The 13,162-nt window shown below is 66.9% G+C and carries 16 protein-coding genes, 1 tRNA gene and 1 pseudogene; 7 read left to right on the forward strand and 11 right to left on the reverse strand.

Annotated features, from left to right (window positions below; translation table 11 throughout):
- Positions 1-136 precede the first annotated feature (136 nt).
- A complete protein-coding gene (locus ACIBHX_RS50575) occupies positions 137-724 on the reverse strand; it encodes a hypothetical protein (protein ID WP_397075994.1) in 588 nt (195 codons plus the stop codon).
- Between the two features lie 107 nt (positions 725-831).
- The gene (locus ACIBHX_RS50580) at positions 832-2,076 is read right to left on the reverse strand and encodes a M20/M25/M40 family metallo-hydrolase (RefSeq protein ID WP_397075996.1); all 1,245 of its coding nucleotides are present in this window, start codon (positions 2,074-2,076) and stop codon (positions 832-834) included.
- Positions 2,077-2,207: 131 nt separating this feature from the next.
- On the opposite strand from ACIBHX_RS50580, the gene ACIBHX_RS50585 reads away from it, so the two are divergent.
- Both ACIBHX_RS50585 and ACIBHX_RS50590 read left to right on the forward strand, forming a co-directional pair.
- Positions 2,208-2,293 (forward strand) — tRNA-Leu (locus ACIBHX_RS50585).
- A 16-nt stretch (positions 2,294-2,309) separates the two neighbouring features.
- Positions 2,310-2,666 carry a hypothetical protein gene (locus tag ACIBHX_RS50590; RefSeq protein WP_397075998.1) on the forward strand — a complete coding sequence of 119 codons (357 nt, stop codon included), beginning with the start codon at positions 2,310-2,312 and terminating at the stop codon, positions 2,664-2,666.
- 117 nt (positions 2,667-2,783) lie between these two features.
- Here ACIBHX_RS50590 and ACIBHX_RS50595 read toward each other — a convergent pair.
- The 8 genes and pseudogenes from ACIBHX_RS50595 to ACIBHX_RS50630 form a co-directional block, all read right to left on the reverse strand.
- Positions 2,784-3,938 (reverse strand): annotated as a pseudogene (locus ACIBHX_RS50595) (recombinase family protein); the annotation flags it as partial.
- A gap of 15 nt (positions 3,939-3,953) precedes the next feature.
- Positions 3,954-4,094 (reverse strand): hypothetical protein, encoded by a 141-nt coding sequence (locus tag ACIBHX_RS50600; protein WP_397075999.1) that lies wholly within the window; start codon positions 4,092-4,094, stop codon positions 3,954-3,956.
- Positions 4,091-5,428, reverse strand: a complete 1,338-nt coding sequence (locus tag ACIBHX_RS50605) for a replication initiator (RefSeq protein WP_397076001.1) — start codon at positions 5,426-5,428, stop codon at positions 4,091-4,093. Before ACIBHX_RS50605 ends, ACIBHX_RS50600 begins: the two co-directional genes overlap by 4 nt.
- A gap of 202 nt (positions 5,429-5,630) precedes the next feature.
- Positions 5,631-5,807, reverse strand: coding sequence for a hypothetical protein (locus ACIBHX_RS50610; protein ID WP_397076002.1), 177 nt, complete (start codon positions 5,805-5,807; stop codon positions 5,631-5,633).
- 12 nt (positions 5,808-5,819) lie between these two features.
- The gene (locus ACIBHX_RS50615) at positions 5,820-6,149 is read right to left on the reverse strand and encodes a hypothetical protein (protein WP_397076004.1); all 330 of its coding nucleotides are present in this window, start codon (positions 6,147-6,149) and stop codon (positions 5,820-5,822) included.
- Entirely contained in the window at positions 6,146-6,802 is a 657-nt protein-coding gene (locus ACIBHX_RS50620) for a DUF2637 domain-containing protein (RefSeq protein WP_397076006.1), read from the reverse strand. Before ACIBHX_RS50620 ends, ACIBHX_RS50615 begins: the two co-directional genes overlap by 4 nt.
- A gap of 14 nt (positions 6,803-6,816) precedes the next feature.
- Positions 6,817-8,187, reverse strand: coding sequence for an FtsK/SpoIIIE domain-containing protein (locus ACIBHX_RS50625; protein ID WP_397076007.1), 1,371 nt, complete (start codon positions 8,185-8,187; stop codon positions 6,817-6,819).
- The gene (locus ACIBHX_RS50630; protein ID WP_397076008.1) at positions 8,184-8,519 is read right to left on the reverse strand and encodes a hypothetical protein; all 336 of its coding nucleotides are present in this window, start codon (positions 8,517-8,519) and stop codon (positions 8,184-8,186) included. Before ACIBHX_RS50630 ends, ACIBHX_RS50625 begins: the two co-directional genes overlap by 4 nt.
- Before the next feature lie 85 nt (positions 8,520-8,604).
- On the opposite strand from ACIBHX_RS50630, the gene ACIBHX_RS50635 reads away from it, so the two are divergent.
- The 3 genes from ACIBHX_RS50635 to ACIBHX_RS50645 all read left to right on the forward strand — a co-directional run bounded on the left by ACIBHX_RS50635 (position 8,605) and on the right by ACIBHX_RS50645 (position 10,862).
- Complete coding sequence (locus ACIBHX_RS50635) at positions 8,605-8,997, forward strand: GntR family transcriptional regulator (RefSeq protein ID WP_397076010.1); 393 nt, start codon at positions 8,605-8,607, stop codon at positions 8,995-8,997.
- Positions 8,998-9,246: 249 nt separating this feature from the next.
- Positions 9,247-10,284, forward strand: a complete 1,038-nt coding sequence (locus ACIBHX_RS50640) for an AAA family ATPase (RefSeq protein ID WP_397076012.1) — start codon at positions 9,247-9,249, stop codon at positions 10,282-10,284.
- On the forward strand, positions 10,281-10,862 hold the full coding sequence (locus ACIBHX_RS50645; protein ID WP_397076014.1) for a guanylate kinase: 582 nt from the start codon (positions 10,281-10,283) through the stop codon (positions 10,860-10,862). Before ACIBHX_RS50640 ends, ACIBHX_RS50645 begins: the two co-directional genes overlap by 4 nt.
- Positions 10,863-11,193: 331 nt before the next feature.
- Here the strand turns inward: ACIBHX_RS50645 and ACIBHX_RS50650 are convergent, their stop codons facing one another.
- Positions 11,194-12,024 (reverse strand): SAM-dependent methyltransferase, encoded by an 831-nt coding sequence (locus ACIBHX_RS50650; RefSeq protein WP_397076015.1) that lies wholly within the window; start codon positions 12,022-12,024, stop codon positions 11,194-11,196.
- A 194-nt stretch (positions 12,025-12,218) separates the two neighbouring features.
- Here ACIBHX_RS50650 and ACIBHX_RS50655 point away from each other — a divergent pair, with 194 nt between their 5' ends.
- Both ACIBHX_RS50655 and ACIBHX_RS50660 read left to right on the forward strand, forming a co-directional pair.
- A complete protein-coding gene (locus ACIBHX_RS50655; protein ID WP_397076017.1) occupies positions 12,219-12,494 on the forward strand; it encodes a GntR family transcriptional regulator in 276 nt (91 codons plus the stop codon).
- 78 nt (positions 12,495-12,572) lie between these two features.
- Positions 12,573-12,887, forward strand: coding sequence for a hypothetical protein (locus ACIBHX_RS50660; protein ID WP_397076019.1), 315 nt, complete (start codon positions 12,573-12,575; stop codon positions 12,885-12,887).
- The last annotated feature ends 275 nt before the right edge of the window (positions 12,888-13,162 follow it).

Genomic DNA, 13,162 nt, shown 5'->3' on the forward strand with positions numbered 1-13,162 from the left:
GACCGAGCGAGGTCGCATCAAGACCGCGCACAGCGGTGACCTCGGATTCGCGAACCAGAGAAACTGACGTGCTCACCCGCCGGCGGAGGGGATCGAACCGCGCTCCGCCGCCCTGTAGGCAGGGTCCGTGCGGGGGTCAGTCAGGTGAGAAGGAAGGGTCGTCCGCCGCTGTGCGGACGACAGGGGGAAGCACGCACGCCAGCGGGGCGCACTGAGCCTCGAGCCGCGGGTCGAACAGGGACCTCGCGACATCCCCCATACCGGGCCCGAACGGGCCGCTGCCACCGCCGTTGGGCACCAGTCCATTGGTGCCCAAGGTCTTGCCCGCGGTGGAAGGAGTGGGCAGGGTCGGCTTCGACTGGCTGGTCAGCCCGTCGACCGTCATCCCCGCCATCGCCTCGGCGTTGTCCGGTGCCGAGGCCTTGCCGTCAGCCGTGGGGAAATCATCCATGATGGACCCGGCGACGACGTGAGACGCGTCCACAGTGGTTTCCGCGGACGCAGGAGACGCTGAGAGCATGCCGAAGAGAAATGCGAGCAGCCAACCGGCGGCCATCAGGACGCCTACCGCGACTGCCCGGGCGATGATCCGACGAGCCCCGGCCGCGAACCGCGCCATCCGGGCGGCCCGATCGGTCATCGCCTCGTCTCCCAGGACAGCCACGGGCACGCGCCGAGCGGCCGGGGACATCGTCCCCAGCTGCTGCCTCGGCGTGCGTGCCACGTGACCTCCCGAGCTCCAGAACCGACCTCATGTGCGAGGCCGGTCCATGGACTTACCCCTCAACGGTCCGTAACCGTAGCAGCACCCAACGTTGCCGCAAGAGCTTTTCAGCAGAGATCCAGGAACTGGTCAAGCACCCGTACCCCAAACCGGAGCGAATCGACCGGCACCCGCTCGTCCACCCCATGAAACATCCCAGAGAAGTCCAGTTCCGCAGGCAGCCGCAGCGGCGCGAACCCGAACCCCTTGATCCCCAGCCTGCTGAAGGACTTCAGGTCGGTCCCTCCCGACATCGTGTACGGCACGGCCGTACCTTCCGGGTCCTCGTTCCGCAGCGCCTGAACCATGGCGTCGACCAGCGGCCCCTCGAACCCGAACTCCAGCGCGATCTGGTGCTGCACGAACTCCCTGGTCACGTTGGGCCCCAGCAGCTCGTCCACCGTGGCGAAGAACTCCTCCTCGAACCCCGGCAGGAACCGCCCGTCGATCACCGCCTCGGCGGTCTGCGGGATGACGTTCGACTTGTAGCCCGCCCGCAGCATCGTCGGGTTCACCGTGTTCCGCAGCCCCGCCCCGATCATGCGCTGCAACGGCCCCAGGTCCATGCCCCCGGTCGCCTCCTGGAACCGGCGCATCGTCGGCGTCAGCCGTACAGGCCACTCATAACGCCCCACCCGCGCGACGGCCTCGGCGATCTCGGTCACGGCGTTGTCGGTGCTCAGCATCGAACCGTGGCCGGCCCGCCCCTTCGCGGTCACCCGCATCCAGGCCATGCCCTTCTCCGCCGCCTCGATCAGATACAGCCTTTTCCCGCCGTCGGTGGAAACGGAGAACCCGCCGACCTCCCCGATCGCCTCCGTCACGCCCTCGAACTGCTCCGGATGCTTCTCCACCAGGAACTTGGCCCCGTAGTCGCCCCCCGCCTCCTCGTCGGCCGTGAACATCAACACGACATCCCTGCCCGGCAGCCGGTTCTCGCGGAGTCGCTGACGGACGACCGCCAGGATCATCGCGTCCATGTCCTTCATGTCGACGGCCCCGCGCCCCCACACGCACCCGTCGGCGATCTCCCCGCTCAGCGGATGATGCGCCCAGTCGTTGGCGTCGAACGGCACGACATCCAGATGCCCGTGCAGCAGCAGCGCCGGCTTGCCGGGGTCGGTCCCCTGGATGCGCGCCACCACGTTGGCCCGCCTGTCGTCGCTCTCCAGGATCGTCGTCTCGAGCCCCACCTCGGCCAGCTTCCCTGCGACATACTCGGCCGCGGCGCGCTCACCGGGTCCCGCGTTGTCGCCCGCATTGGTCGAGTCGATCCTGATCAGATCCCGACACAGCTCGACGACTTCGTCCATTTCGGCTCCCTCACTCGGGGGTACGGCATGCTCCACCATCGTCTCCCCGGAAAGCTGGTATGACGCACCCCTCAGAGTTTGCTAACCTTGCTTCGCCGACGCGGGATGACGGTCCCGCGTGCAGGCACCAAGTCCGGGTGGCGGAATAGGCAGACGCGCTAGCTTGAGGTGCTAGTGCCCAGTGATGGGCATGGGGGTTCAAGTCCCCCCTCGGACACACTCGATTGGCCCATATGGTCCTGGTCAGACATAGAACTGACCAGGACTTTGTGTTTGCTGGGATGGTAGGTGAGCCGAAAGCCCAGCTCCGCGTACAGATTGGCCTTACGCGGCGGATCGGCCAGGCCCAGGAGCGCGACCATCGAGCCGAGCTCGTCGAGCCGGTTGGCGAGTTCCTCCCGACTCAGCTCCTTACGCCGAGCAGGCGTCTTCCGCAGGGCCGCCTCGGCACGGAGTTTCTTGCCCTGCTCCTCTTGAATCCACGCGGCCACGATCGCAGGATCCGCGCCGGCTTCCAGGGCCGCGCGGTGCTGGGCCAGCTTGCGGTCGCACTCGGCGATCTGGCGCCTGGCCGCCGACGTCTTGTCTGAAGGCTGCACGTCGAGACTCTGGGCCGAGATCATGGCGTCGAGCGTGGCATCGATGTTGTGCTGAGCGAACAGCCGATCGAGCCACCGGTCTAGCTTAGGAACGATGGCGTCCTCACGTACGTAGACGGTCCGGGGATGCTGCACACGGTTGGCAAGGGCGTACTCCTCGGGGAAGCGGCAGCGGTAGTAGGGCGCTTCGTTGGCCCAACTGCCCTGCATCCGGCGATCACATAGACCGCAGAAGAGCAGCCCACGCAGGAGGTACGGCTTGCTGGTCGGCTTGAGCTTCCGGCCGGTCTGGCGGCCTCCTCGGCCCGCCATGACTTCCTGTGCCGCGGCGAAGTCCTCTGGCGTGACGATGGGCGGGTGGACCACCTCGTCCGACCAAACCCACTGATCCTTTGTGTTCCATCGCAGCTTGCTCGCGTGGCCCAGCGCAACGTCATCGACATTGATCAGTACCTCGTCCTTGCGCTGGCGGTTCCAGACCTGGTGCCCGGTGTAGCGGGGGTTGATGAGGATCGCGCGGACCGCGCTCTTGGCCCAAGCGACGCCAGAACGATGCGGGTTCCGCTTGCGATCGTGCGCAGCCGGGCTGGGGATGCCGTCTGCCGTCAAACGCTCCGCGATCGCGTAGAGGCCGTGGCCCTCGATGTATTCGCGGAAGATCCGGGCGACCACCGGTGCTACCGCCTCGTCGAGCTCCAGGCGGTGAAGGCGTCTGCCGTCGGCTGCCTTGGCGGGGTTCGGGTGAGGGCCGGCGTCTCCCAGGCGATAGCCGTACGGCGGGCGTCCGCCTAGGAAGCGGCCTTCCATCTGGGCCTGAGCGGACATGGCCGTGCGGACGCGGATCTTGATGCGGTTGCGTTCCCCCTTGCTCATGCCGCCGAAGACGCTCATCACCAGGTCGTGAGCCTCGTTCGTCGGATCGATGGGACCGCCGACCTCGGGCACCCACAGCGGGACGCCGAAGTGCTCGAAGATCGGGAAGGTCAGACCGTACTGGTTGCCGTAGAACGCCCTGTGGGGCTCTCCGATGACCACGGCCTCGAAGCCGCGGTTCGGATCCCGCAGAGCGGCCAGCAGCGCCGCCGCGTGCGGTCGGCGCTGCCAGGGGATCGAGCGTGACTTGTCCACGTCGAAGAACTCGGCGACTACTACTCCCCCGCGCGGTTCGATCAGATTGCGGGAGCGGGTCAGCTGCCAGGCGCGGGAGGAGGCCGGATCCTGGTTGTCCTCAGTCGACACCCGACCGTAGAACCCAAATCTCATTGCTTATGTCCTTTCTTATGCGGCATCTGGTTGAGCAGGTGAGATCACCGGCTCCTGGCGGGCTTCCATCAGGAGTGCGAACAGTTCCTTGGCAGCTATGGAGTTCAGCCGCGGAGGTTCGTCCGGGATCACGACATCGAGGGGGAAGCGCTTCATCCGCCGCCTCCAGTGAGGTAGGCGGCGATGACTCGGTCAGCGAGGGACAGGCCCTTGCCGACGTACTCCCAGCGGGAGATGACCAGCACGGTGTCTTCGTCGAAGAGCGGGAGGCGGCCTGTGGTGATGGCGTCGGTGCGCATGTGGTCGGCGCGTTCGGCGCGCATGTCGCCGAGGGTGATCGAGTAGGCGCGGGATTTGGTGGAGAAGTGGCCGCGGAAGCCGAGCATGTGGGCCCACTGGGTGAGGCGAAGTTCGGCCAGGTCCTCCTGTTGGCCCAGGCGCATGCATGCGGCGATGAGGTGGCGTGCGTGGTCGCGGATGGGTAGCACCGCTAGGTCTTCCAGGGAGTTGATACGGCGATCGAGGGTGCCGACGCATTCGGCCGCCTTGGTCGCGTACTTCGCGACGTAGGAGGCGACAGCCTGGTCATTGAGATCGCCGGTAGTGGTGATGGGGCGGATGTCGAGTTGGTTTCCCCAACGGAACGGCTGGGCGATGGTCGGGAGGGTGACGGTCACGGCGCCGGCGGCGTGCCGTACCGCGTCGGTCAGTGCGTCGAGAGTGGCCCAAGACGGAGGAGGTGTGGTTGGGCCCCCTGGGCCGTCGAGGCGGATGACAGCGTGGAAGTGGACGACGCCGCGGCGTTGGTATTCGGCGACCTTGGCGAAGGAGATCCGGACATGCTCGCGGAGAGCTTTGAGGGTGAGTCCGGAGGTCTTGGCGAAGCGGCGGCGCAGGGCTTCGGTGAAACGGCGCCACAGCTCAGGTGACACGGCGTTGAACAGGACGGAGCTGTCGTAGTCGTAGCAGTTGGGGCAGAGGGGTTCGCCGAGGCGGGGGTCGTGGGTGCTGTGGCGGGCCGTGCAGGACGTCGAGCGTCCGTGCGGGCAGGTCGAGGCGTTGCGGCGGGGGCGGCAGGGCAGGAGTTTGCCGTGGCGTTCGCGGCGGGTGTGGACGGCGCCGAAGCTTGGTGCGGTGAGGGTGACGAACAGGGCCGGGTGTGTGGCGACCGACGATGGGACGCCTTTGCCACCCGCCAGGCCGGCACGGATGAGGTGGTAGGTGTCGGCGCGGTAGGTCTCGGCGCAGGAGGGGCAGCGGGAGGCGCGGCGGGTCTTGCAGGGGATGCGTAGGGTGCCGTCGGGTTCGGTGGCGGTGGTGTAGGTGTGCAGGCGTTTGCCGGTTGCGGGGTCGATGTGCAGGACGTGGCCGCGGAGGTGGATGGGCTGGCGGCAGCCGCCGGTGCGGCGGATCTGGGCGGCCCAGCGGGCGTAGTTGGGGTCGTGGAGCCGGGCGATGATGCCGGCTGCCACGGCGGGGGTTGTCATCATGGGGGTGTCCCTTTCGGACTGTGTGGTTCGGAGTGGGATGGCCCCCGACGTGACGGACGTCTTGGCGGATGTGTGGTCACGCCGGGGGCGCCGGCGGCTCAGCAGAAGCCTTGGCCGTGGCAGTGGGGGCAGGTGTCGCCGTAGGTGTCGACTCCGCTGCCGCCGCAGGTGCAGCACTGGTGGTGGGTGTCGGAGGGCTTGTTCATGCCGTCCACCTCGTCGGGGCGGGCTTGGGGGCGGTGTTGAGGAACACGCGCCAGGTACGTGCGCGGTGGTGCAGCGGGAGGTAGGGCGAGATCTGGCCGATGGTCAGGTGCTTGCGGAGCTGGGCGATCGCGTAGGCGATCTCGGCCTCGGTGCCCTCGATGCGGATGTTCATGGCGGTTCTCCTTCAGTTGGGGGTGATGCAGCCGTTGTAGGAGCTGTCGGCGGCGTGCCGGGCACGGGCCTGGGCGAGGATGGCGATGACCGAGTACTCGATGGGGCCGAAGGACAGGGAGGTCCGGTAGTGGCCGTAGCTGAACTCCGGCAGACAGGCCTTGGTGCCGAGGAGGGCGGCGATGTTGTCGACCTCGGCGCGCATCTCCTCGTCGGGCTTGTCCGGGGCGAAGTGATCGACCTTGACGTGGTAGGGGGCGGGAAGGGCGGGGTTGGCCTCCAGGAAGGCGGCCAGGTCGAGCAGGCCGTTGATGACGGCGGTGCGGTAGTCGGCGGGGGTCATGACGGGTCTCCTTTCGTCGTGGTGTCGCGCAGGGTCCGCAGGAGGGCGGAGGCGAGCTGGCTGGAGACCCCGAGGCGGGCGCGCAGGTTGTCTCGGGTGATGGGTCTGCCGTGCCGGGCGTGGTGCTCGTCGGCGATGCGGCGCGCGTAGTCGAGCAGCGCGCCTGCCGTACTGGTGTCGTTCTGGCCGTTCTCAGTGCCGTTCTCGTCCAGTACGGCCGGCTTCTGCAGTACCGGGTCGAGCTCGTCAGGTACGGCGAGTTCGTCCGGTACGGCGGGCCGTTCTGTCGAGCGGCGTTCCAGCATGGAGACGGCGGTCAGGAACGCGCCGGCGGGGGTGGCTGCGGTGATCCAGCCCCAGGCGCTGGGGTCGGCTTGGGCAAGGTTGGCGGACAGGGAGAGCGTGATGCCGCCGACCAGGACGAGGGTGGGCCAGGAGATCCAGCCGCGCCGTTCCCGTCCGTTCTTGCGGTCGCGCTGTCGTTCTCGTGCGGCCATGACGCAGGTCAGGTCGATACAGACGGCGACTGCCCAGGCCATCCAGCCGGCCTGGCCGTGTTCGGTGGCAGTGTCGCGGATGTGGGTGAAGCTGCCCGCTCCCGCGATCATCGCCAGAACCAGTACCGGTGCGGTGTCTGCCAGTCGGGTGATCATTTGGGTTCCTCCTCTCAGGCGGCGATCTCGGGAGGGGTGGTGTCAGTCAGTTCGTGGCCGAGGCCGCTCGCGGCGACCTGCGCCCAGGAGGGGGTTAGATCGGCGTACATGTACGCGGCTCGCTCGGCCGCGGCCATGGACACGTAGCCGGAGCGTGCGCGGTACCAGCGGCCATCGGCACCGGTGACCACGGCGACGCCGGGCTGGTCCGGAGCGATCGCGCGTGCGGCGAGCAGGGCCTCAGGGTCGAGGTCGCCGAGGGTCATCACGGCGGTTTCCGGGTCGTTGACGCGGTGGCAGACACGTCCGCCGATCTGGGCCCGCAGCGCGGTGACGCCGGGTCCGAGGTCGGAGCCGATGCGCTGGCCGGACACCACGAGGTAGATGCCGAACGCTCGGCCGAGCTGGGAGATGCGGAGCAGGGCGGTAGCCGTACGGGTGACTTGTTCTTTCTCGGACTTGTCGGCGGTGAGGAACAGTTCGGCCACCTCGTCGACGAGCACCACGACCGGGATAGGGCGCACGCTGTCAGGCAGGTCCCAGATATCACGGACGCCGTGGCGCCGGCATGACAGCATCCGGGCGCCCATCACGGCGACGAGGTCGGCCAGCAGGTCGATGCACTCACCGCGGGTGGTGGCCAGGGCGGTCAGCCGCCTTTCGTAGGCCGACAGCTCCACGCCGCCTTTGAGGTCGAAGCCGACCAGCGCCACCGGCTGTGGTGCCAGGCCGACCACGAGCGAGCTGATGAGGTTGGATTTGCCGGATTGGGTGGCGCCGGCGTTCATCCAGTGCGGGATGAGCCGGAAGTCCATCCGCCAGGGCGCGCCGTTCTCCAGCACGCCGACGACCGGGCGTAGCAGGTCTTCGGGTCGCGGCTGGTCTGGCGGTACGGCCGGCGCCACGTGGGTTAACGGGTCGCGGTTGATGCCCTGGAGCGTGACGCGTCCGGGGCGGGAGGCGATGACGCGGACCGCCTCGATGCGCCAGGCGTGGGCGAGGCGTTCGCACACCTTGGAGTAGTCGTCAGGGATCTGGCCGTCGAGGAGGTGGAAGGTGATGCGGAAGCCGTGCGGTCCCGGGATGGGCAGCCCCATCCAGGGCTTGGTGTCGACGGCGACCCGCTGGAAACGCCGCTTGACCTGGACGACGCCGGTCGAGGCGATCATGTTGGGGACGGCGGTGAACCACCACCGGTGCCGTTTCTTGGTCAGGCCGCAGCCGGAGGCGACGTGCCGCCAGGACCAGCGCAGCCAGGCAGCTTTGCGGGGGAAGGCGAACAGATACCAGTAGGAGACGGGTGCGTAGTGTCGCCAGAAGACCAGCAGGGTCAGCACGGCGATCACAGTGATGGTGATCTTGATGGGGAGCGGGAGGCCGATCATCGCTCGGCCCTCGCGGGGATGAAGCCCCGTGCCTGGTAGGAGATGCCCCAGCGTGGCTGGCCGTTCTGGGTGATCTCCCAGACGTAGCCGACCATGCCGACCGGGGTCACCTCCTCCCCCGCGGTGATCTGTGGCTCGGGGGTGGTGCTGACCTTGACGAGTTCCATGCGGCCGAGCTCGTCTTCGACGAGGAGGGTGACCTCGTACATCTCGTGGCCGTCCTTGTTGCGCTTGATCTCACCGGTCTCCTTGTTGACCAGGCGCGGGCGAGGTGCCTTGGCGACGCTGATCTGGAGCTTGGCGACGTCGACGGGGATGGGGATGGTCCTCATGATCAGTTCCTTCGTTAGGTTGACTTCCTAGAACACATGGAACGCTTGGAATTCTAGGTTGTCAAGGGGTTCTTCGACTGCTTGGTTGGCATCGCTGCGTTGGTGTGCTCCACTGGAGGGCGTGGTGGAGAAGACTGGCCGACCGGCCTACCTGCAGATCGTCGATGAGATCCGCGGTCAGATCCGCAGCGGATCACTCGCGCCGGGTACGGCCCTGCCCTCGATCGCCCAGCTCGGCGAGCGGTTCGACGTCTCCGCCAGCGTGGTCAAGGCCGCGATCAGCGTGCTCCGCACCGAGGGCTTGGTGGTCGGCCAGCAGGGCAAGGGAGTCTTCGTCCGCGATTCTGCGCCGGCGGCCGTCGATGACGCGTCCGGCGACGAGGTCCTGGCCCAACTCGCCCAGATGCGCGAGATCCTCAAGGGTCTGGGGGATCGTCTTGCCGCCCTGGAATCTGCGGTGTTTCGAGCGCCGAAGTGATCTGAGCGATACGGCACGCCAGTTCATCCAGCTCTGACAGGATTTCGGCCAGTTCGGCGACGACTCTGTGCCTGTCCTCATTCATGGCCACCTCCTTTGGGGTGGCTTAAGTTCACCGTGGCCAGGGAATTCGTGGTATCACGATCACCTAGCTAAACTTTTGCAACCTGGGTTACACCCCGATTTACACAGCGTTTTCACATGCACTACCGCACAACGCACCCCCGAGCGTGAGAGCGAAGTGATGCAATGAGGACGACCGAGCGCCAGGGCTGGATACCAGCCCGACTACGGGAACATCGGGAGGCACATGGCCTGACCTTGGAAGCCGCCGGCGAGAGCCTGCGCGAAGCCGCCGACAGGCACGGCCTGACAGTGCCCGCGGCCAACTTCCAGACCATCTGGGGACACGAGCAAGGAAGCGTCTACCCAGGCCCCCACTACCGCCGCGCGTATTGCGTGCTTTACAGGGCCAGCGAGCCCGAACTTGGCTTTCGCCCACCCTTGCCCGGTGAACCCCAAAAGGCGGAAATGATGATTTCCGATCTGCCCGCGCCAGCAGACCCCGCCGCCGATAACGAAGCCGCCGCCGTCATCGAAGCCGCCTTCACCAAGGTGTCCGTCGACGGCATCGAGCCCGGAAACTCCCCGCAAGCCCTGCTGCGAGGCCGAGTCGTCGACGCATGGCGCCGGCGTCACGGCGGAGGCAGCCCGAAGCCGATCCTCGTCCTGGTGGGCGGATACGCCGGATCCGGCAAGACGGAGTTCTCCCGCTTCCTGTCCGACATCACCGGCTGGGCGTTCCTGGACAAGGACTCCCTCACGCGCCCGATCGTCGAGCGGCTGCTCGTCACGCTCGGCGGCGACCCGCACGACCGGCACTCCGAGCTGTACCTGAAGGAGGTACGCCCATTTGAGTACCGGTGCCTGATGGAAACCGCGTGGGACAACCTTCACGTCGGCACCTCGGCCGTCCTGTCCGCCCCGTTCATCAGCGAACTCAAGGACGAGGCCTGGTTCACCCGCCTAGAGCACAAGTGCACCGCCAAGGGCATCGACGTCGCGGCCATCTGGGTCAGATGCGACGTCGACTCCATGCGCGAGTACATCGAGTTCCGCGGCGCCGCCCGCGACGCATGGAAGCTGGACAACTGGGAGGAGTACACCGCTGGCCTCGACACCGACACCAGCCCGCCTACGGCGCACCTCACGGTCGACAACCGGCTCGGCGCCGCGATCAGCCTCGCCGACCAGACGCGCGAGGTGCTCAAGCGGATCCTGTCGTGAGGCCGCACGGCATCGTGCTGTACGGCCCGCCCGCCAGCGGCAAGGACACCCTCACCGCCGCCCTCCACCGACTCGACCCCAGGTTCGTCCAACTCCCCAAGCTCAAGGTCGGCACCGGCCGCGCGCACGGGTACGAGTTCGTGTCCGCCGAGCACCTCGCCCGGCTGCGCGCCGAAGGCCGCATCCTCGTAGAGACCCACCGCTACGGCAACACCTACGCCATCGACCGCCAGGCCATCGAGGTACGGCAATCCGCCGGATGCGTATCCGTCACGCACATGGGCAACCTGACCGACCTGCGCCGACTCCCCCAGGCGTGGTTGCGCGTCCTGCTGTGGGTGCCGCGCGAGGTCACCGAACGACGATCCCAAGCCCGCGGCGACCCGGACACGGTTAGGCGGCTTGCGGCATGGGACGAGACCCTCGCCGACCTGATCGCCCACGCTGACGCAGGGTTCTTCCACCTGCGGCTCCGCACCGACCAGGTGGACGTCGACTCGGCCGCCGGGCAGATCGTCGACGCCTACCGCCGTGTGTGCGCCGGGATGCCTGCGCGCGTCGAGGCGCCCCGCTCGTGAATGGAAGGTGGTCTCGCGCCGCCCCAGCGCGAGACCACCACTGGCCGGATGCCGCATGGAGGTCCCAGCATCCGGCCAGGCTTTCTCTCTCGCCGTGCCCGTCATGAGCATCGCCGCCCTGCGGCCTTCTCACAGTCCGGACAGACGGGGTCACCGTTGCACCACGGGAAGAGTCCGCCCCAGTGGTTGGACACCATCACCGATCGGCCGCACAGGGATGTGGCAACCTGCGAGACCGTGGTGTCGTCCTGTCGTTCGACGAGGCAGTACGGCCCCACCCCGCCAAAGGCGAGCACGAACCGCGCCTTGACGTCGGGCGGGACAAACGCCATCACGCCACCCCAGCTTCGGCGACCAGCGACGCACGCCGGCGGATGGTCCTTTCGGGGATCACGCCGATACCACCGAGAAACTGGGTGCTGTCGGGCCGATGCGGCACCGGCTCGTCCTGCCGCCAGGTCGACACCTCCACCAATCCGGGCTTAACAAGCGCGCATCCGAGGTCGGCGAACAAGCTGGCGATCTGCGTCTCGGTGCGCAGATGGATCGGCGAGTTGATCGCCTTGTTGTAGGCCGTGACGGCAGCCGTGCGCGTGTCGGCTGGGAGATGATCCGCGCACGCGTGAGTGATCACCAGATGGCTTCCGGGGACCATCTCGCTACACAGCTCATACAGCACCGCGGCAGGGTCCTCAAGGAAGTGCAGAACGGCCACCAGGACCAGCCCCACCGGCTTGCTCCAGTCGATGAGCTCGACGACCTCCGGAGCCTTCACGATCTCCTCCGGCAGGCAGGCATCCGCGTCGACCATCGCAAGTCCGGGTTCGCGGGCCAGCAGCGCCCGCCCGTGGCTGACCACCACCGGATCGTGGTCGACGTACACCACTCGCGCCTCAGGCACGACGCGACGCGCGATCTCGTGGACGTTGTCTTGCGTCGGCAAGCCGGTGCCGATGTCGATGAACTGCTCGACGCCGTGCCCGGCGAGGTAGCGAACCGCCCGCCCGAGGAACGCCCGGTTCGCCCAGACCGCGTCCGCCAGATCCGGAAGCAGGGCGGTCAGCTCACGGACCAGCTTCCGATCAGCGGTGAAGTGGTCCTTGCCGCCCAGGATGCAGTCATAGACCCGCGCCGCATTCGGAACGGTCGGATCGAACGTCATGCTCACCCGCCACCTCCGGCATACCTGTCTGCCTCGTCGCAGCGAAGGCCGTCCGAAGAAGCTCAAGAGTCCACCTCGCCAGCCTCATGACCCGAAGGTTAACCCACCTGTACATCCCTGTCTATTCCATGAAGCTCCATGGAGTACCATGAGTCTACGAGAAGGGCCGTGAAGTGCCTTCCTAGGTTCACAGGGTGGCCACCTACATCGAGCGGACCCGCTCATGGGAGTTCGACGAGGACAGATCCCGCTGGGAACAGATCCTCGAAGTCCTGCTCGACCGCATCGACTCAGGCGAGTGGGGACCCAAGTTCAAGATCTCCGAGGTCAAGCTCATGCAGGAGTTCGGCGTAGCCCGCCCCACCATCCGCAAGGCCATGGAACGCCTCCGCGAACGCGGCAAGATCTACACCGTCCCCAACCTCGGCAGCTTCGTAGTCCCCGACCCAGAAGACCCCGAACACGGCTAGTGCTGTGATCGCATAGGTTCACCGGGTTGAGGTCGAGCCGCGCACTGACGCACGCGTGCCCCTGGAAGGATCTCCCGCATGTTCGAGGAGAAGCTCGACGCGCTGTCGCAGATGATGGCCGAGCACATGACCACGCCGTTCCCGCCAAGCTTCCGCGGCCTGGACATCGAAGGCCAGGAAATGGTGCTGCTCGACGCGGACGCCTACGGCTACGCCTCCGGCGTCCTCAAAGGGCCGCTCAATGAGCAGCGCCGCGCAGGCTTGATGAGGCTCACAGCGGCGTTGGAGAAGGTTCTCCCAGCGATCGACGACGAGTACGGGGCCAAGTACTACACGCACGTGCGCGACATGGCCGTGCTGGCTGCCGAGATCGAAACCTTGCGCGACAAGTAGACCTTTGCCTGGGGAGTTTCACCGGGTTGGGGGTTGGACATGTGGATCTCCCTAGTGCGTCGGAGACCCAGGTGTCAACGATCACCGTCAGTTCCAGACGCAGTGGCTCCAGCAGCCCAGCGCCGACTGAGAGCCGTATCAGATCCCCGACACTCGACGGTTGAACAGCCGGCCCCGACTCTGTGTCTGAACTCACTTGATGCTTGACGTTTTGGCCTCGGATGATGCTTGACACTCCTAGCCGATCTTTCGCTTCTTAGTATGCGCCTGGGACT

This window comes from Nonomuraea sp. NPDC050536 (genome assembly GCF_044457685.1).
In the GTDB taxonomy this organism is placed as follows: domain Bacteria; phylum Actinomycetota; class Actinomycetes; order Streptosporangiales; family Streptosporangiaceae; genus Nonomuraea.

Coding starts and splice junctions, on each gene's coding strand:
- ACIBHX_RS50580 (WP_397075996.1), bottom strand. CDS start 2,076: ATGGACGAAGTCGTCGAGCTGTGTCGGGATCTGATCAGGATCGACTCG.
- ACIBHX_RS50625 (WP_397076007.1), bottom strand. CDS start 8,187: ATGATCGGCCTCCCGCTCCCCATCAAGATCACCATCACTGTGATCGCC.
- ACIBHX_RS50660 (WP_397076019.1), top strand. CDS start 12,573: ATGTTCGAGGAGAAGCTCGACGCGCTGTCGCAGATGATGGCCGAGCAC.
- ACIBHX_RS50640 (WP_397076012.1), top strand. CDS start 9,247: ATGAGGACGACCGAGCGCCAGGGCTGGATACCAGCCCGACTACGGGAA.
- ACIBHX_RS50605 (WP_397076001.1), bottom strand. CDS start 5,428: ATGATGACAACCCCCGCCGTGGCAGCCGGCATCATCGCCCGGCTCCAC.
- ACIBHX_RS50630 (WP_397076008.1), bottom strand. CDS start 8,519: ATGAGGACCATCCCCATCCCCGTCGACGTCGCCAAGCTCCAGATCAGC.
- ACIBHX_RS50600 (WP_397075999.1), bottom strand. CDS start 4,094: ATGAAGCGCTTCCCCCTCGATGTCGTGATCCCGGACGAACCTCCGCGG.
- ACIBHX_RS50620 (WP_397076006.1), bottom strand. CDS start 6,802: ATGATCACCCGACTGGCAGACACCGCACCGGTACTGGTTCTGGCGATG.
- ACIBHX_RS50590 (WP_397075998.1), top strand. CDS start 2,310: ATGGTCCTGGTCAGACATAGAACTGACCAGGACTTTGTGTTTGCTGGG.
- ACIBHX_RS50650 (WP_397076015.1), bottom strand. CDS start 12,024: ATGACGTTCGATCCGACCGTTCCGAATGCGGCGCGGGTCTATGACTGC.
- ACIBHX_RS50615 (WP_397076004.1), bottom strand. CDS start 6,149: ATGACCCCCGCCGACTACCGCACCGCCGTCATCAACGGCCTGCTCGAC.
- ACIBHX_RS50610 (WP_397076002.1), bottom strand. CDS start 5,807: ATGAACATCCGCATCGAGGGCACCGAGGCCGAGATCGCCTACGCGATC.